14 protein-coding genes and 1 pseudogene are annotated in these 17,176 nt (G+C 72.3%); 3 read left to right on the top strand and 12 right to left on the bottom strand.

The features are described from left to right. Positions 1–97: 97 nt before the first annotated feature. The 5 genes from topA to AC0NZQ_RS04590 all read right to left on the bottom strand — a co-directional run bounded on the left by topA (position 98) and on the right by AC0NZQ_RS04590 (position 7,792). The gene (gene topA, locus AC0NZQ_RS04610; RefSeq protein WP_474528469.1) at positions 98–2,893 is read right to left on the bottom strand and encodes a type I DNA topoisomerase; all 2,796 of its coding nucleotides are present in this window, start codon (positions 2,891–2,893) and stop codon (positions 98–100) included. A 95-nt stretch (positions 2,894–2,988) separates the two neighbouring features. Further along, positions 2,989–3,579, bottom strand: coding sequence for a hypothetical protein (locus AC0NZQ_RS04605; RefSeq protein ID WP_474528468.1), 591 nt, complete (start codon positions 3,577–3,579; stop codon positions 2,989–2,991). Between the two features lie 82 nt (positions 3,580–3,661). Beyond that, the gene (locus AC0NZQ_RS04600) at positions 3,662–4,657 is read right to left on the bottom strand and encodes a hypothetical protein (protein ID WP_474528467.1); all 996 of its coding nucleotides are present in this window, start codon (positions 4,655–4,657) and stop codon (positions 3,662–3,664) included. 255 nt (positions 4,658–4,912) lie between these two features. Next, positions 4,913–7,243 carry a sodium-translocating pyrophosphatase gene (locus AC0NZQ_RS04595; RefSeq protein ID WP_474528466.1) on the bottom strand — a complete coding sequence of 777 codons (2,331 nt, stop codon included), beginning with the start codon at positions 7,241–7,243 and terminating at the stop codon, positions 4,913–4,915. A 204-nt stretch (positions 7,244–7,447) separates the two neighbouring features. Continuing rightward, on the bottom strand, positions 7,448–7,792 hold the full coding sequence (locus AC0NZQ_RS04590) for an STAS domain-containing protein (RefSeq protein ID WP_474528464.1): 345 nt from the start codon (positions 7,790–7,792) through the stop codon (positions 7,448–7,450). Positions 7,793–7,874: 82 nt separating this feature from the next. On the opposite strand from AC0NZQ_RS04590, the gene AC0NZQ_RS04585 reads away from it, so the two are divergent. Continuing rightward, positions 7,875–10,262, top strand: coding sequence for a DEAD/DEAH box helicase (locus AC0NZQ_RS04585; RefSeq protein ID WP_474528463.1), 2,388 nt, complete (start codon positions 7,875–7,877; stop codon positions 10,260–10,262). 77 nt (positions 10,263–10,339) lie between these two features. Here AC0NZQ_RS04585 and AC0NZQ_RS04580 read toward each other — a convergent pair. The 3 genes and pseudogenes from AC0NZQ_RS04580 to AC0NZQ_RS04570 all read right to left on the bottom strand — a co-directional run. After that, positions 10,340–10,597, bottom strand: a pseudogene (locus AC0NZQ_RS04580) (Rv3654c family TadE-like protein); the annotation flags it as partial. A 23-nt stretch (positions 10,598–10,620) separates the two neighbouring features. After that, positions 10,621–11,028 (bottom strand): TadE family type IV pilus minor pilin, encoded by a 408-nt coding sequence (locus AC0NZQ_RS04575; protein WP_474528462.1) that lies wholly within the window; start codon positions 11,026–11,028, stop codon positions 10,621–10,623. Continuing rightward, positions 11,018–11,281, bottom strand: coding sequence for a DUF4244 domain-containing protein (locus AC0NZQ_RS04570; RefSeq protein ID WP_474528461.1), 264 nt, complete (start codon positions 11,279–11,281; stop codon positions 11,018–11,020). The genes AC0NZQ_RS04575 and AC0NZQ_RS04570 overlap by 11 nt, the downstream gene beginning before the upstream one ends. A gap of 241 nt (positions 11,282–11,522) precedes the next feature. On the opposite strand from AC0NZQ_RS04570, the gene AC0NZQ_RS04565 reads away from it, so the two are divergent. Next, positions 11,523–13,031 (top strand): purine-cytosine permease family protein, encoded by a 1,509-nt coding sequence (locus AC0NZQ_RS04565; RefSeq protein WP_474528460.1) that lies wholly within the window; start codon positions 11,523–11,525, stop codon positions 13,029–13,031. Then, positions 13,028–13,570, top strand: coding sequence for a cysteine hydrolase family protein (locus AC0NZQ_RS04560; RefSeq protein WP_474528459.1), 543 nt, complete (start codon positions 13,028–13,030; stop codon positions 13,568–13,570). The genes AC0NZQ_RS04565 and AC0NZQ_RS04560 overlap by 4 nt, the downstream gene beginning before the upstream one ends. Positions 13,571–13,626: 56 nt before the next feature. Here AC0NZQ_RS04560 and AC0NZQ_RS04555 read toward each other — a convergent pair whose 3' ends face one another. From AC0NZQ_RS04555 to AC0NZQ_RS04540, 4 genes are read right to left on the bottom strand one after another with little or no spacing between them, the layout of a single operon-like run. Continuing rightward, on the bottom strand, positions 13,627–14,346 hold the full coding sequence (locus AC0NZQ_RS04555) for a type II secretion system F family protein (RefSeq protein ID WP_474528458.1): 720 nt from the start codon (positions 14,344–14,346) through the stop codon (positions 13,627–13,629). Next, positions 14,343–15,170 (bottom strand): type II secretion system F family protein, encoded by an 828-nt coding sequence (locus AC0NZQ_RS04550; RefSeq protein WP_474528457.1) that lies wholly within the window; start codon positions 15,168–15,170, stop codon positions 14,343–14,345. Before AC0NZQ_RS04550 ends, AC0NZQ_RS04555 begins: the two co-directional genes overlap by 4 nt. 5 nt (positions 15,171–15,175) lie before the next feature. Then, positions 15,176–16,357 carry a TadA family conjugal transfer-associated ATPase gene (locus tag AC0NZQ_RS04545; protein WP_474528456.1) on the bottom strand — a complete coding sequence of 394 codons (1,182 nt, stop codon included), beginning with the start codon at positions 16,355–16,357 and terminating at the stop codon, positions 15,176–15,178. Further along, the gene (locus AC0NZQ_RS04540; RefSeq protein WP_474528455.1) at positions 16,357–17,046 is read right to left on the bottom strand and encodes a CpaE-like family protein; all 690 of its coding nucleotides are present in this window, start codon (positions 17,044–17,046) and stop codon (positions 16,357–16,359) included. The genes AC0NZQ_RS04545 and AC0NZQ_RS04540 overlap by 1 nt, the downstream gene beginning before the upstream one ends. Between the last annotated feature and the right edge of the window lie 130 nt (positions 17,047–17,176).

Raw genomic sequence — 17,176 nt, 5'->3', positions numbered from 1 at the left:
GCGGTGGGACGGAGGTCCTGAGGCACCGCGGCAGTGTATCGGTGGCGCCGCCTCCGTTTCCGGCTGCCGCGCGGGACCGGCCCTTCCCGGCGATCGCTCAGGCCGGGTCGCCCGGTGGCGGGGCAGCCTTCGCGGCCGCCTTCTTCGCCGCAGCCTTCGTGGCCGGGGCCTTCGCCGCAGCCTTCGTGGCCGGGGCCTTCGCCGCCGCCTTCTTGGCCGCGGTCTTCTTCGCGGCCGCCTTCTTCGCCGGCGCCTTCTTCGCGGCCTTCTTGGCCGCCTTGCGCGGCGACTTCTTGGCCGGGCCACGAGCGCGCCGGTCGGCGAGCAGCTCGGAGGCGCGCTCGTCGGTGATCGACTCGATCTCGTCGCCCTTGCGCAGCGAGGCGTTGGTCTCGCCGTCGGTGACGTAGGGGCCGAAGCGGCCGTCCTTGATCACCATCTTGGCCTGCGAGACCGGGTCGACACCGAGCTCGCGCAGCGGCGGGGCGGCCGCGGCACGACGGCCACGCTGCTTCGGCTGGGCGAGGATGGCCTGCGCCTCCTCGAGCGTGATCGTGAAGAGCTGCTCCTCGGACTCGATGGAGCGGGAGTCCGTCCCCTTCTTGATGTAGGGGCCGTAACGACCGTTCTGTGCGGTGACGTCCTCGCCGTCGAGCTGACCCAGCGTGCGCGGCAGCGTCAGCAGCTTCTCGGCATCCTCGAGAGTGACGGTGTCGAGGCTCATGGACTTGAACAGCGAGCCCGTCTTCTCGCCGTTGGTGACGTAGGGGCCGTATCGCCCCGCCTTGGCGGTGATCATGAGGCCGTCCGCGCCGAGGCCGAGTTCGCGGTCACCCGAGGGCGCCGAGAGCAGCTCCTCGACCTTCTCGGGAGTCAGCTCGTCGGGGGCGAGGTCCTCGGGCAGCGACGCCCGACGGCTGTCATCACCCTCGCCCTCCTGCAGGTAGGGCCCGTAACGGCCGACGCGCACGACGGTGTCCGGGACGTCGCGCAGCGGGATGGAGTTGACGCCGCGGGCGTCGATCTCTTCGAGCCGGTGGGCGATGAGCCGCTTCAGCCCGCCCTGGGCGGAGATCCGCGCCGAGTCCTTCTCGTCGTCGCCGGAGCCGAAGTAGAACTTGGTCAGCCACTCGATCCGCGACCGCTCGCCGTTGGCGATCTCGTCCAGGTCGTTCTCCACCGAGGCGGTGAAGCCGTAGTCGATGAGCCGGCTGAAGTAGGACTCCAGCAGGCCGATGACCGAGAAGGCCGTCCAGGTGGGGACCAGAGCCGGCCCCTTCTTCCAGACGTAGCCGCGGTCCTGGATGGTCTGCATGATCGAGGCGTAAGTGGACGGCCGCCCCACCCCGAGCTCCTCCATCGCCTTGACCAGCGACGGCTCGGTGTAGCGGGCCGGCGGCGAGGTGGTGTGGCCGGTGGGGACGAACTCGCGCGGGTCCAGGCCGTCGCCGCGGGTCAGCTGCGGCAGCCGCTTCTCCGCGTCGTCCTTCTCGGCCGCCTCGTCGGTGTCCTCGACGTAAGCGCGGAGGAAACCGGGGAAGGTGATGGTCCGGCCCGACGTGGTGAAGACGACGGCCTCCTCCGAGGCCGAGACGCCACCGAGACGGATGGTGACCGTCGTGCCCACCGCGTCGGCCATCTGCGAGGCGAGCGTCCGCTGCCAGATCAGCTCGTAGAGCCGGAACTCGTCGCTGGAGAGCTCGTTGGCGACCTGGCCGGGCGTGCGGAAGCTGTCGCCGGCGGGGCGGATCGCCTCGTGCGCCTCCTGCGCGTTCTTGACCTTCCGCGTGTACGTCCGCGGCTCGGCCGGGACGAACTTGTCGCCGTAGAGGTCACGCGCCTGCGAGCGGGCCGCGGTGAGGGCGGTCTCGGACAGGTTCGTCGAGTCCGTCCGCATGTAGGTGATGTAGCCGTTCTCGTACAACCGCTGCGCGGTGCGCATGACCTGCTGCGCCGACCAGCGGAACTTCCGTCCCGCCTCCTGCTGCAGCGTGCTCGTCATGAACGGCGGGTAGGGCCGGCGGCGGTAGGGCTTCTCGTCCACGCCCTGGACCGAGAACGCACGTCCCTCGAGACGGGCGGCGAGACCCCGGGCCCCGGACTCGTCCAGGTGCATGACGTTGGACGGCGCCCGCCCCGTCGACGGGTCGAAGTCCCGGCCGGTGGCCAATCGGGTGTCGTCGACACTCACCAGGGTGGCGGTGAAGGTCTCCGGGTCGCCCTGCTTCGGCTGCTGCGGGGCGAAGGTGCCGACGACGTCCCAGTAGGACGCCGAGCGGAACGCCATCCGCTCCCGCTCCTTCTCCACGACCATGCGGGTGGCCACGGACTGGACGCGCCCGGCCGACAGCCCCGGCAGCACCTTCTTCCACAGCACCGGGCTGACCTCGTAGCCGTAGAGCCGGTCGAGGATGCGGCGGGTCTCCTGCGCGTCGACGAGGGCGTCGTTGATCTCGCGCGGATTGGCGACGGCGGCGGCGATGGCCTGCGGGGTGATCTCGTGGAACACCATGCGGCGAACGGGGATCTTCGGGCTGAGGGTCTCGACCAGGTGCCAGGCGATGGCCTCGCCCTCACGGTCCTCGTCCGTGGCGAGGTAGAGCTCGTCGGCGTCCTTGACCAGCGACTTGAGCTTGGTGACCTGCTGCTTGCGGTCGGCGCTCACCACGTAGAGCGGCTCGAAGTCGTGCTCAGTGTCGACACCGAGGCGCGCCCACGACTCGCCCTTGTGCTTCGGCGGGACGTCGGCGGCGTTGCGCGGCAGGTCGCGGATGTGCCCGATGGACGCCTCGACGACGTATCCCTTGCCGAGGTAACCACCGATGGTCTTGGCCTTGGCAGGGGACTCGACGATCACCAGCTTGGTGCCCGTCTGTCCGTTCTTGCCTGCCACGTGATCTCCGTTCGCGCCCGGTCGCTCGTCGGGCTGTCCAACGGCGGACGGTACAGGACGGCGGCCAACGCGCCACTTCCCGAGTTACCGCCGTGTCAGCTGATCGGCGCCGGCCACTGCGCCGCACCGCCCTCCGGCGCCGGGCCGAGCAACTCGACCAGGCGACGCAGGCGCCGGGCGGAGGTGACCCGCCAGCCGGGCCCGCCGCGACGCCCCAGCGACACCGCGGCCACTCCCAGCCGGGCCAGCTGCGCCCCCGCCGCCTGATGCACCGGGTTCTCGTCCGGATGCTGGTGCTCGGCCGTCGCCAGGACGTATCCCGCCTCGTCGCGACGGCCGGCCGCCATCGCCCAGACCCGCAACCCGCCGGGGCCGAGCTCGAAGGGGCGGGGCAGGCCCTGGTTGGCGCCGCGGGTCCAGCGCTCGGCGTGGGGCACCAGCAACGGCGAGAAGGCGGTTCGGACGCCGAGGCCGCTCGGCGCCTCGACGATCGGGTCCTCGGCCGCGATCGCCAGCTCGGCGAAGACGCCGCAGAGGGCCTCGGCCCGCCAGCGATCGGCGACCACCACCGAGACCCTGGCCCCACCGGCGCCGCGGACCCAGCCACCCCCGGCGAGCAGCAGGCCGTCCAGGTCGCCGATGCCCGGCGCCGCGGCGGCCGCGCCGAAGAGCGAGAACTGGGTCACGAACGACATGGTGCCCGACGAGAGCTCGCTCGTCGGGCACCATGGCTCGTCGTGATCCGGGCGTCGCGCCCGGCCTCGGCTGCTACTTGCGCTGATCCTTGACGAGGCACCAGCTGCGCTCGGCCTCCTGCCGGACCGTGACGACCAGCTCGAAGCGGCTGCCGTCGGTGAGGGTGACGCGGCCGTCGACGGTCGCGGTGCTGCCGGTCTGGTTGGCGGTGCCGGTGGCGTACGCGAACTGGATCTTCGCAAGGTCGGCCTGAGTCAGCTTCACCGGGACGCCCGAGCAGACCAGCGCCTGCACCTGCGGCAGGTTCTTGTTGCGCAGCGCGCTGAAGTACGAGGACGCCGCCAGGTACGGGGTCGCCTTGGCGTAGCTGGGCAGTACGCCCGAGGACGACGGCAGCGAATAACTCGACGAGGACGGCAGCGAGTAGCTGGACGACCCGGTCGTGGGCGAGCCGGAGGGGAAGTCGCTGGTCGGCGAGCCGCTCTGCGACGCCGTCGGCGCCGGGCCGGCGGTCTTGTCGTCATCGTCGCCGGTGAAGGCGACGAGGGCGATGATGCCGCCGGCGATCACGACCACCGCGACGATCGCGGCGATGATCGCGTTGCGACGGTTGCTCTTCGGCGGCGCCGGCGGTCCGCCCCACTGGGGCTGACCCGGCTGGCCGTACTGGCCGGGCTGACCGTACTGGCCCGGCTGGCCGTAGCCGCCCTGGCCGTACTGCTCACCACCCTGGCCGTACTGACCCGGCTGACCGTACTGGCCGGGCTGACCGTAGCCACCCTGCTGGCCGGGCTGACCGTAACCGCCCTGCTGGCCGTACTGCTCGCCACCCGGCTGGCCGTAGCCACCCTGCTGCCCCGGCTGGCCGTACTGCTCGCCACCCGGCTGCCCGCCCTGCTGGCCGTAGCCACCCTGCTGGCCGGGCTGGCCGTAGCCACCCTGCTGCCCCGGCTGGCCGTACTGGTCGCCGCCCGGCTGTCCGCCCTGCTGGCCGTAACCGCCCTGCTGGCCGTACTGGTCACCCTGGCCACCCTGGCCGGGGTTCTGCGGTGGTGGGTAGTCGGTCATGTCTGGCTCACTTCTTCGTCGTCGGAGGGTCGCCGGAGATCCGGTGGCCCGGCGCGGTTCAAGGTGTGCCCAGATTGGCAGCGGCCCTTACACCCATCAAGCTGAGAAGATCGATTTCGGTTGGGGAGGGGACCCCTCCCCGGCGGCATTAGCGGGCAAAGTGCACAAATTCGCGCCAGCACGTCCGCCCCGGTGGCGAGACGACGACGGCCCCGGTCCACTCGGACCGGGGCCGTCGTCGTGTCAGCTGGCGGTTCAGGCCTTGCTGGCGGCGGGGGCGTCGCCCATCGACACCTGGCGTCGCTTGGAGACGATCACCGCCCCGGCGATCACCAGGAAGGCGATGATCGCGATCACGGCGCGGACGCCGTTGTTCTTGTCCTCGCCGATGCTGAACTGCACGACGGCCGGAGCGATGAGGACGGCCACGAGGTTCATGACCTTGATCAGCGGGTTGATGGCGGGGCCGGCGGTGTCCTTGAACGGGTCACCGACGGTGTCGCCGATGACGGTGGCGGCGTGGGCCTCACTGCCCTTGCCGCCGTGCTCGCCGTCCTCGACCATCTTCTTGGCGTTGTCCCACGCGCCACCGGAGTTGGCCAGGAACACCGCCATCAGCACACCGGCGGCGATGGCGCCGGCCAGGTAGCCGGCCAGCGGGCCGACACCGAAGGCGAAGCCGATCGTGATCGGCGCGAAGATCGCGAGCAGGCCCGGCGTGGCCAGTTCGCGCAGCGAGTCCTTGGTGCAGATGTCGACGACACGCGCGTAGTCGGGCTTCTCGCTGAAGTCCATGATCCCCGGCTTGGTGCGGAACTGCTCGCGCACCTCGTAGACGACCCGGCCGGCGGCACGACCGACAGCGCTGATGGCCAGGCCGCTGAAGAGGAAGACCGCGGCGGCACCGATGATGGCGCCGACGAGCAGGTTGGGCGAGAAGATCGAGAACAACTTGTCGAACGCGCCGTCGCCGGGCGCACCGATCCCGGCGTTGGAATCGGCACCGGCGCGGGCGACGGCACTGGTGTACGAGCCGAAGAGCGCCGTCGCTGCGAGCACTGCCGTGGCGATGGCGATGCCCTTGGTGATGGCCTTGGTGGTGTTGCCGACGGCGTCGAGGTCGGTGAGGACGCGGGCGCCGGCCTCGTCGATGTCGCCGGACATCTCCGCGACACCCTGGGCGTTGTCGCTGATGGGACCGAAGGTGTCCATCGAGACGATGACACCCGCGGTGGTGAGCAGGCCGCAGCCCGCGAGGGCCACCGCGAAGAGCGCGACGAAGAGCGAGCCGCTGCCGAGCAGGAAGGCGCCGAAGACGGCGAGGCCGATGAGCACCGCGGTGTAGACGGCGGACTCGAGACCCAGCGAGATGCCGGAGAGCACCACGGTGGCGGGGCCGGTCAGCGACGTCTTGGCGACGTCCCGGACGGGCCGGCGGATGGTGTCGGTGAAGTAACCGGTGAGCTGCTGGATCAGGACGGCCAGCACGATGCCGATCAGCACCGCCACGAAGGCGATGACGCGGGGATCGGCGTCGGAGGCGATGCCCCCCTTGAAGTCGGCGAAGTTGTCGGGCAGGAATCCGGTGAAGGCGACGATCGCCACTAGGATCAGCGAGACGACGGCCGAGATGAGAAAGCCGCGGTTGATCGGCACCAGGCCGTTGCGGTCGCTGCCACGGAGCTTGGTGGCGAGGATGCCCACCACCGAGCTGATGATGCCGACGCCGCCGATGATCAGCGGCAGCAGCAGCCCCTGGGCGCCGAAGGCGATCTGGCCGAGGATGAGCGCCGCCACCAGCGTCACCGCGTAGGACTCGAAGAGGTCGGCCGCCATCCCGGCGCAGTCACCCACGTTGTCACCGACGTTGTCGGCGATAGTGGCGGCGTTGCGCGGGTCGTCCTCGGGGATGCCGGCCTCGACCTTGCCGACGAGGTCCGCGCCGACGTCCGCCGCCTTGGTGAAGATGCCGCCGCCGACACGCATGAACATGGCCAGCAGGGCGCCACCGAAGCCGAAGCCCTCGAGCACGGTCGGGGCGTGCTCGTTGTAGACGATGAGCACGATGGAGGCGCCGAGCAGGCCGAGACCGACCGTGAGCATGCCGACGATGCCACCGGTGCGGAAGGCGAGGTGGAAGCCACGCTCGCCCTTGCCGCCGCGGGCCGCCGAGGCCACCCGGACGTTCGCGCGCGTCGCCATCGTCATGCCGATGTAGCCGACGGCCGCCGAGAAGGCGGCTCCGACGAGGAAGAAGATGGCGCGCCCGACCCGGACGCTCGCCCCGCCCTCGCTCACCGGCAAGATCAGCAAGAGGACGAAGACCAGGATCGAGAAGAGCCCCAGGGTCCGGAACTGGCGGTTGAGGTAGGCCGAGGCGCCTTCCTGCACCGCCTTGGAGATGCTCTGCATGTTCGGCGTGCCGGTGTCGGCCGCGAGCACCTCGCGGACGAGGACGAAGGCATAGACGAGCGCCAACACCGACAGGGCGGCGATGACGAAGACGAAACCACGCTGACCGCTGGTGATGGCCGGGAGGCCATCACTGTCGGCGGCCACCAGGACGGCACTGCTGTGCGAACCCATACGACTCCCCTGGTTCAGCTCACGTCCCTGCCGAGCACCGCGCGTCGACAGAGTCGATGACGTGAAGGTGCGCCGGACAATGTGCGCATTTTGCGACGTCCGGCGCGGACGAGGCGGAGTTTAGCCGCCGCTGAGAGCGTCGCGGCCCCGGGGTGTGATCAGCGCAACGTGATGCAGCACTCACTGCTCGCGCAGCGGTCAGGGTCAGCCCTGCAGCGCGGTCACCGCGTCGTCGACGGTGGCGTGGATGGAGAAGACCCCGTCCAGCCCGGTGATGGCGAAGAGCTTCAGGATGCGCTCCTGGTTGCAGACCAGGGGCAGTGCGCCACCGGCCTCGGTCGTGGCCGAGCGGGCCTCCACGAGGGCGCCGAGGCCGGTCGAGTCCAGGAAGGCGACCGAGGTGAGGTCGACGACGACGGTCGAGACGCCTGACTGGAGCAACTCGGTGAGGCTGTCCTTCAGAGCCGGAGCCGAGTAGACGTCGACCTCGCCGCTGACGGAGACGACCGGGAAGCCGCCGACCGATTGGCGTGAGACCGCAAGCTCCACGCGCGTCACCTTTCCGTTGGGTCCCAGTGAAGGTTGTCGGACACGACAGGTTCACTGGCAATTGGACCGTGCCGCACAAAGAATGCCACAGGACCCGGAGGTGAGTCGGCGGGTGGATGTCTCGACAGGCGCATTCTCGCGACCGCAGCACCTGCTGGACCGCGTGCTGGCAGGCACCGCGCCGGGGGACTCGCCGGTGACCCACGCACGCGACCTGCCCGCTCGCGAGGGCATCACGACGACCTGGCCGCAGTGGGTGCCGGACCTGCTGCGCAACCGGCTCGCGACCCGGGGCGTGGCGGCACCGTGGACGCATCAGGCCGAGGCTGCCTCCCTCGCGCACGCCGGGGTGTCGGTGGTCGTCGCCACCGGCACGGCGTCGGGCAAGTCGCTGGCCTATCAGCTGCCGGCCCTCACCGCCGTCCTGGGCGACGATCGGTCCCGAGTCCTCTATCTCTCGCCCACCAAGGCGTTGGCCGGAGATCAACTCCGCGCCCTGGGCACCTTCGCGCTGCCGGCGCTGCGCGCCGCCACCTTCGACGGCGACACTCCGATGACCGAGCGCGACTGGGTGCGTGCCCATGCCAACTGGGTGCTGACCAATCCGGACATGCTGCACCGGAGCCTGCTGCCCCACCACGCCCGGTGGGCGTCCTTCCTGCGGCGGCTGCGGTACGTCGTCATCGACGAATGTCACGCGTATCGGGGGCTGTTCGGTTCGCACGTCGCGCAGATCCTCCGACGACTGCGCAGGATCTGCGCGCACTACGGCGCGACCCCGACTTTCGTCCTCGCCTCGGCAACCTCGGCGCGACCGGCCGAGTCCGCCACCAGACTGGTGGGCCTGCCGGTGCAGGCGGTGACCGAGGACGCCTCGCCCCGCGGGCCGCAGACCTTCGCACTCTGGGAACCGCCGCTGACAGCGCTCCGCGGCGAGCACGATGCCCCGGTGCGTCGCGCCGCCGGCGCCGAAGCGGCCAGGTTGCTGGCCGATCTGGTGGTCGAGCAGGCACGGACCCTGACTTTCGTGCGATCCCGTCGCGGCGCCGAGTTCGCCGCGCTGGGTGCCGTGCAGCATCTGCGCGAGACGGGACTCGACGAGCTCGTCAGTCGGGTGGCGCCCTACCGGGCGGGATACCTCCCCGAGGAGCGTCGCGCGGTGGAGGCCGCCCTGTCGTCGGGGGAGCTGCTCGGTGTCGCCGCCACCAACGCGCTCGAACTCGGCCTGGACATCGCCGGCCTCGATGCCGTGGTGCTCGCCGGCTATCCCGGCACCCTCGCCTCGCTGTGGCAGCAGGCCGGTCGCGCCGGGCGGGCCGGTGACGCCTCGCTGGTGATCTTCGTGGCGCGCGACGACCCACTGGACACCTACCTGGTCCACCACCCCGAGGCGGTCTTCGGCCGGCCGGTGGAGGCGGCGGTCTTCGATCCCACCAACCCCTACGTGCTCGGCCCGCAGCTGAGCTGCGCCGCGGCCGAACTGCCGATCCGTGCCGACGAGCCGGCATTGTTCGCCGCCGCACCGGACGCCGAGGCCGCACCGGTGACGGCGGCGCTGGAGCGGCTGGTCGCCGACGGCTCGCTGCGCCGACGCGGCTCGGGCTGGTACTGGACCCAGCACCGGCGACCCGAGGCCGACATCCGCGGCACCGGCGGCGCCCCGGTCTCGGTCGTCGATGCGGCCACCGGCTCGCTCATCGGCACCGTCGATGCCGGCGCCGCCCATGCGACCGTCCACCCCGGCGCGGTGTACCTGCACCAGGGACGCTCCTACGTCGTCGACGAGCTTCACCTCGACGACGACGACCGGCCCGGCGGCGGCGTGGCGCTCGTCCACAGCGAGTCGCCACCGTGGTCCACCTCCGCTCGCGACGTCACCGACATCGCCATCGTCGAGGAACGCATCGGCACCCGGCACGGTCCGGTCCGGGTGTCGATCGGCGCCGTCGACGTCAGCAACCAGGTCGTGAGCTATCTGAAGCGGCGCCTCGGCACCGGAGAGCTGATCGACGAGGTCGAACTGGACCTGCCCGTGCGGGAGCTGCGCACCACCGCGGTCTGGTACACCGTCGAGCAGGGGGCGCTGGACGACGTCGGCCTGGAGCAGGTGTCGGTGCCTGGCGCGGCGCATGCCGCGGAGCACGCCGCGATCGGCCTGCTCCCGCTCTTCGCGGTGTGCGACCGCTGGGACATCGGTGGGGTCTCGACGGCGCTGCATCCGGACACCGGACAGCCCACCGTCTTCGTCTACGACGGGCATCCGGGTGGCGCCGGTTTCGCCGAGCGGGGTCACGCCGCCCTCGAGGCATGGCTGGGCGCCACCCGGCAGGCCATCCTGGCGTGTGAGTGTCCCGAGGGTTGCCCGTCCTGCGTGCAGTCACCCAAGTGCGGCAACGGCAACGAGCCGCTGGACAAGGCGGGCGCGGTCGCCCTGCTCGATGTCGTCCTCCGAGCACTGTCGAGCCCCTGACCGGTCGTCGCGAGCCGACCGGCTCGAGCCGCCGCCCGGACCGTGCCCCCGCCGAAGGGCAACCGCGCCGTGGCCGAGACCGTCACCGTCACCGTGCCGCTGCGCCCGTCGGCCGCCAGCTGCAGCTGGCAACCTCGGACCGTCGCACCGTTGCGGGCAGCCGTCCATTGCGCAGCTGCGCACGGGTCGCCGGCGACCCCGATACGGCCGGCTCCGGCGAGCGCGGCGAGATCTGCTGCGGTCTCGACCCGATGTCGGATGCCCACGGCCGCGGTCCGCATCGTCACGACCGCGCCGACCACGGACAGCAGCGCCGCGACGGCCACCACCCACACCGAGGCAGAACCCCTGTCACCGCTCACGGCAATGACCCCGCCGCGGTGGGCTCGACCGCGGCCACCGCGACGGCGGTGACCGTGACAGCCGGGAAGAGTCCCCCCAGGGGCTCGACGGCGAGGCTGACCCGAGCGGTCACGTCCTCGTCATCGCGACTGAACGACAGCCTGGCACCGGGTGCGGCCGAACGGGCGAGGCGATAGCCGGCGGCAGTGTCGTCGCGGGCCGCCGACCGGGCAGCCTCGCGTGCCGCGTCCTGGACGCGGACCCGGGCCGACACGACGGCGACGGCCGCAACGGCGGCGACGAGCACCAGGACGAGGACCGGGAGGCAGGCGGCGAGCTCGGCCGTGGCCATGCCGTCGTCGCGGCGCTGGCCGCGCCGGCGTGGGCGGCGGGCCGGACGACCGGACCATGACTCAGAGGACATTGAGGGCCGACTTCACGATGCCGGCGAGCGCCGAGGAGACCGCAGGGCTCCGCACGACCTTGTAGAGCACGACGGCGAAGCCGACCGCTGCGACGGTGCCGACGGCGTACTCGGCGGTCGACATGCCCGCATCCACGCTCGCGCGGACGCGGCGGGACAGGCGCAGGGTCGGACGTAGGACCGTGACGGACAGGGCCGACAGGAGGACGGGCAGGACGGGCCGGAGTCGGCCGGGCAGGGCACGAGGAGTCATGCCCGAAGCCTCGTCGGGCATGACCGTCAGCGGAGCCGATCGCGGCCGCACTGTGGACGACACACCGGGTTGTGGACGCGGGGGCCCGCAATGTCGGGACGCGGCGTTACGGTGCGGCGGGGTCCTCCGTGCCCGAGCCCGACGGCAGATCGTCCGGAGGCCCGACGGCAGGTCTGCCCCGCCACACGTCCACCCGTTCCACCCAGCACTCCGCGTCCGCCCGAGGTGAGCGATGACATCGATGAGCAAGCAACCCGAGGGCGTCGTGACGCCGCTCGCCACCTCGAGCAGCATCGAGACCAGGGGCATCGAGACCAAGGGCATCGAGACCAAGGGCATCGAGACCAAGGGCATCGAGATCGTCGACGACGCCGAGCGGAAAGGGCGACCGGCCAGCCTCTTCTGGCCGTGGTTCGGCGCGAATGTCTCGGTCTTCGGCCTGAGCTACGGCTCCTTCGGCCTCTACCTGGGGGTGTCGTTCTGGCAGGCCCTCATCGCCGGGACGCTCGGCGTCGTGGCGTCCTTCCTGCTCTGCGGTTTCGTCGCCCTCGCCGGCAAGCGGGGCTCGGCCCCCACGATGGTGCTCAGCCGGGCGGCCTTCGGCGTCCGCGGCAATCGCGTGCCTGCGGCGCTGTCGTGGGTACTGACGGTCGGCTGGGAGACCGCGCTGACGATCCTCGCCACGAAGGCGACGGCCACCGTCTTCGACGAGCTCGGCTGGAGCTCGGGGGTGGCGACCAAGATCATCGCTCTCGTCGTCGTCGCGCTGTTGATCATTGCCGGTGGCTTCGCCGGCTTCGACGTCATCATGCGGATGCAGACGGTGATCACCGTCGTCACCGCCGTGCTCACCGTCGTCTATCTCGTGGTCGTCGCCAGCGACATCCACTGGGCCACCGTCAGTGCAGTGCCGGCCGGCAACTGGCAGACCGTCGTCGGCTGCTTCGTCCTCTTCCTCACCGGCTTCGGCATCAGCTGGGTCAACGCCGCCGCGGACTACTCGCGCTACCTGCCGCGGCGCTCGTCCAGCGCCGGTGTCGTCGGTTGGACCACCTTCGGGGGTGCGCTGGCGCCGATCCTGCTGCTGGTCTTCGGTCTGCTGCTGGCCGGGTCGTCCACGGATCTGAAGGACGCCATCTCCGTCGATCCGGTGGGGGCGCTGGCGGGCCTGCTCGACACCTGGGCGCTGGTGCCGTTCCTGGTGGTCGCCATCCTGGGCCTGGTGGGCGGGGCGGTGCTCGACATCTACTCCTCGGGACTGGCCCTGCTCGCGGCGGGCGTGCGGTTGTCCCGCCCACTCGCCGCCCTCGTCGACGGCGCGGTCATGATCGTCGGTTCGATCTACGTCGTCTTCTTCGCCGCCGATTTCGTGACCCAGTTCCAGGGTTTCCTCATCACCCTCGGCGTCCCGATCGCCGGCTGGTGCGGGGTGATGCTCGCCGACATCGCCCTGCGACGCCGCGACTACGACCCGGCCGCGCTCTTCGACGTCGGCGGTAGGTACGGCGACATCCGCGTGCTGCCGATGGTCTCGCTCGTGCTCGGTTCGGTCGCGGGGTGGGGCCTGGTGACGAACACCGCGGCCAGCTGGCTGGCCTGGCAGGGCTACCTGCTCGGGCCACTGGGTCTCGGCGGGAAGACCGGCCCGTGGGCCGCCGCCGGGCTGGGGGTGCTGGTCTCGCTGGCGATCGGCTTCGTGCTGACCGCTGTCGGCAGCCGGGCCGCGGTGCGGCACCAGGAGTTCTCGTGACGCTGCTCGTCGTCGACATGCAACGGGTCTTCGGCGACCACGACAGTCCATGGGCAGCGCCTCGCTTCGCCGAGATCCTGCCCAGGGTGGTCGCGCTCACCGCGGCGACGCCCGACGAGGCGACCGTGCTGACCCGGTTCGTCGCACCCGAGGAGCCGCACGGCGCGTGGCAGGACTACTACCGCGCCTGGTCTTTTGCGCGCCAACCGCGCAATTCCGAGCTGTGGGATCTCGTCGCCCCGTTCACCGGACGATCCGCCCTGGACTACCCCACCTTCGGCAAGTGGGACGCTCGGCTGGCCGGACGTATCGGCGAGGAACTCGTCGTCGTCGGGGTGGCCACCGACTGCTGCGTCCTCTCCACCGTGCTGGCCGCAGCGGACGCGGGAATTCCAGTGCGCGTCGTCATCGACGCCTGTGCCGGCTCGGACGACACGGCCCATCGACAGGCCCTCGACGTCATGGCCCGGTACGCGCCGCTGGTCGAGCTCACCACTACCGATGTCGAGCTCGGCCGGGCACGGACCGCTCCGCACTGACCAGCGCGCTAACCCGCGCACGGCAGCGGCGGTGCGAACCCTCGTCGCCTCGATGACTAGAGCAGTCCACCGTCGAGAACCTGACGTCCCATACCGACGATCACGGGGACGACGCCCAACGCGATGAAGGACGGCAGGAAGCAGGCCGCCAGCGGGGCCAGCGCCACCACCCCGGCTCGCTGGGCGCGGGTCTCGGCAGTGGTGGCGAGCGTGGCACGGATCTCGACCGCCAGCCGTTCGAAAGCCAGGGCGAGGCGCGCACCGCTGGTGGCGCTGCGGACAGCCACCGCCGCGACCTCGCCCAGCGGACCGTCTCGCGACAACACCGACCAGGCCTGTTCCGGTTCGGCACCGAGGCGGATGAGCCTCGCCACCTGGTCCAGTGCCGCGCGAACGGGCTCGGGCGCGGCCGGTGCCGCAGCGGCCAGGGCGTCGGACGGCGGTCGACCGGCCCGCAGCGACGCGGCACAGAGGTCCAGCACCAGCGGAAGCTCGGCCACCGCAACGTCACGCCGGGGTTCGGCGCGCAGCAGACGGCGCAGCCCCCACCACGCGAGCGGCGTCACCACGAGGGCGAGCGCGATTCCCGCCGGCGGGTCCACCTGGACGAGGCAGGCGGCTCCGGCGGCGCAGGCCGCCATCGGGGCCAGCGGACCAGCGCCGGCAGGTCGCTGCCCGCGAGCTCGCCGAACCAGACGAGCTCGCCGCGCCACCTGCCGCGACCCCGACGGGAGCCCGAGCAGGGCGGCGGCCGACAGCAACCAGAGGACGGTCACGGCCGCTGCGACCGCAGGATGATCCGCCGCATCCACAGGATGCCGCCGACGTCCAGCAGCACCCCGGCACAGCAGAGGAGGCGTCCGGCAGGGTCGGCGGCAAGCAGCCTCACCGGCTCGGCGCCCATGGCGGTGCCGAGCGCAATGCCGAGCAGCGGCAGGCCCGCCAGCAGCGCCGCCGAGGCCCGCGGCCCGGCGAGAACGACGGCGACGGCGCGACAGCGCGTGTCGGCGGCGGCGAGATCGGCCGCGACGCGGTCGACGACCTCCGCCAACGGCGCGCCCGTCGTGTCGGCGACGCGCCACGCCGCGGCCAGGCCGCGCAGCTCGCTCCCCCCGGCGCTGTCGAGCACGGCTGCGGCGTCGCCGCCTCGCGCCTGCTCCTGCCCGGCGTCGCCGAAGACCGCGGCCACGGTCGGACCGGCGGCGGCCGCCGCGCCGAGCGCCTCGGCCGGCCCTGTCCCGGCCGCCAGCTCACCGGCGAGGAGCCGGACCGCCAGCACCAGCTCCCGGCGGCGGCGCTGCTCCAGCCGCGAGCGGCGGGCGTCCCGCGTGAGCAGTCCGAGCAGACCGACGAGCGCGGCCACGGCCACCCCGAGGGCGACACCCCCACGCCAGCAGACCAGCACCGGCACCGCCACCAGCGTCAGGGCGACGCCGAACCGCTGCGCCGACGCCGAGCGGGGGTGGATCGGTCCGCCCATCCCGGTACGCCCCCTCGCGGCTGCCAGCCGACCCCCGGCCGACAGCGCCGCGGCACGCACGTGCACCGGCGACGGCAAGGCGCTGCAGCACGCCGCTCCGGCGAGGGCGAGCCAGACCACGGGCGTCACCCGGCCCGCCGCTCGCGCAGCAGGCGTTCCAGCCGGTCGGCTGCAGGGCCGTCACCGGCTGTCGCGCGCCAGGCCGGCGCCGACACCAGCTCGTCGCCCACCCGGTCGAGCAGCGCGATCTCGACCAGCCGCCGCCGGCCGTCGCGTTCCCGACGCAGCTGCACGACGACATCCACAGCGCTGGCCACCAGCGCGCTCACCGCCGGTACCGGCAGCCCCGCCAACGCGCCGAGCGCGGCGAAGCGGGCCGGGACGTCGGCTGCGGAGTTCGCGTGCAGCGTGGCGGCTCCGCCCTCGTGCCCGGTATTGAGGGCCACGAGCAGGTCGACGCTCTCGGCGCCGCGGAACTCCCCCACGACGAGGCGATCGGGGCGCATCCGCAGCGCCTGCCGCACCAGCTCACGCAGTCCGATGGCGCCGGCGCCCTCGACATTTGCCGAGCGCGTCACCAGGCGGACCACGTGCGGGTGATCGACGACCAGCTCGGGGGCATCCTCCACCAGCACCAGCCGCTCGGCAGGCCCGGTCTCACCGAGCAGTGCGCCCAGCAGCGTGGTCTTTCCCGTCCCCGTCCCCCCGGCGATCACGACGGCGAGCCTGGCGGCGACGATCTCCCGCAGGGTCTCGGCGACTGCGGGCGGCAGCGTCCCGGCAGCGACGAGATCGCCGAGGCCGAACCGCCGACGAGCCAGCACCCGAAGCGAGATCGTCGTCGCCGCGACGAGCGGCGGCAGGATCGCGTGCAGTCGCGTCCCGTCGGCCAGCACCGCGTCGACGAAGGGCATGGCGTCGTCGAGGCGCCGTCCGGCCGTCGCCGCGAGACGCTGCGCCAGCGCCCGGACCGCCGCCGCGTCGGCGAAGCTGACGGCAGCCGGCTCCACGCCGTGTCCACGGTCCAGCCAGACCGAGTCGGGACCGTTGACCAGCACATCGGTGACGCCGGGGAGGGCCAGCAGCGACTCCAGGGGGCCAGCCCCGTGCAGCTCGGCCTGGACGTCGCGCCGCAGCCGGTCGAAGACCGTGTCGTCCACGATGCCGACCGGCGCGGTCACAACCGACCCGGATCCCGGCGTGGTCTCCGCGCGGAGCGCGGCAGCGACGTCGCCCCGCCCGGAGGCGACCCGCTCCCGGACCCGGGCGACCAGCGCCGGATCCACCCCGGCCGTCGGGCGCGACATCACGCGCTCTCCCCGTTCCGCTGACCTCGGGGAGCAGCCGCCGGCACGCCGGCGAGGACCCCCGCCGCCACCCGCAGCACCGCCCGCGTCGGTCGGCGCGCGTCGGGGACCGAACGTCCGGTGCCGGCCACCTCCCCGAGCAGCGGCAACCCCACCAGTCGCGCCGCCTCGGCCGGGCCGATCTCACCGCGGCGCACCACCACACCGGCCGGGACCTCCCCGACGGTCCCGGCAACGGCACGGGCGGCGACCAGGCCGGCGACGTCGGCGCGGACGAGGACCACGACAAGATCGAGCAGACCCAGCGACGCCGTGCGCAGCTCGACATCCGCGCTCGGCAGGTCGACGACCACCGCTCCCGTGGTCCGCGCCGCCCCGATCACCTGAGCGACGGCCGCCGGCTCCACCTCCGCGGAATCAGCTGCCAGCACCGCGCAGCCGTCCATCGCTGGCAGGCCGGAGCGCAGCTCGGCCGGATCGAGCCGGCCACCGGCGAGTCGCAACCCGGACCACCGCGCCCCCGGCGCGGCTTCGAGCCCCAGCAGCACGTCGACCCCGCCGCTCCAGCGCTGCAGATCGACCAGCACCGACGGCGCGGCCGCGAGGGCGAGGGCAGCGGCGAGCGAGGACGACCCGACACCGCCGCATCCCCCGATCACGCCGATCACCGGGCCGCCTCGTGCGCTCACACCATGACCCTGGCCCGTGGGTGCCCCGGCCGGACTGTCCGGAGCCCGCCTGTGGACGACACGCCCGACTGTGGACGACCGGCTTGACACGGCTCGGACCACCGCCGCCACACCCGCGGCCAGACCCGCG

This window comes from Jatrophihabitans sp. sgz311053, from assembly GCF_056135305.1.
This window is presented reverse-complemented; position numbering and strand designations above follow the sequence as displayed.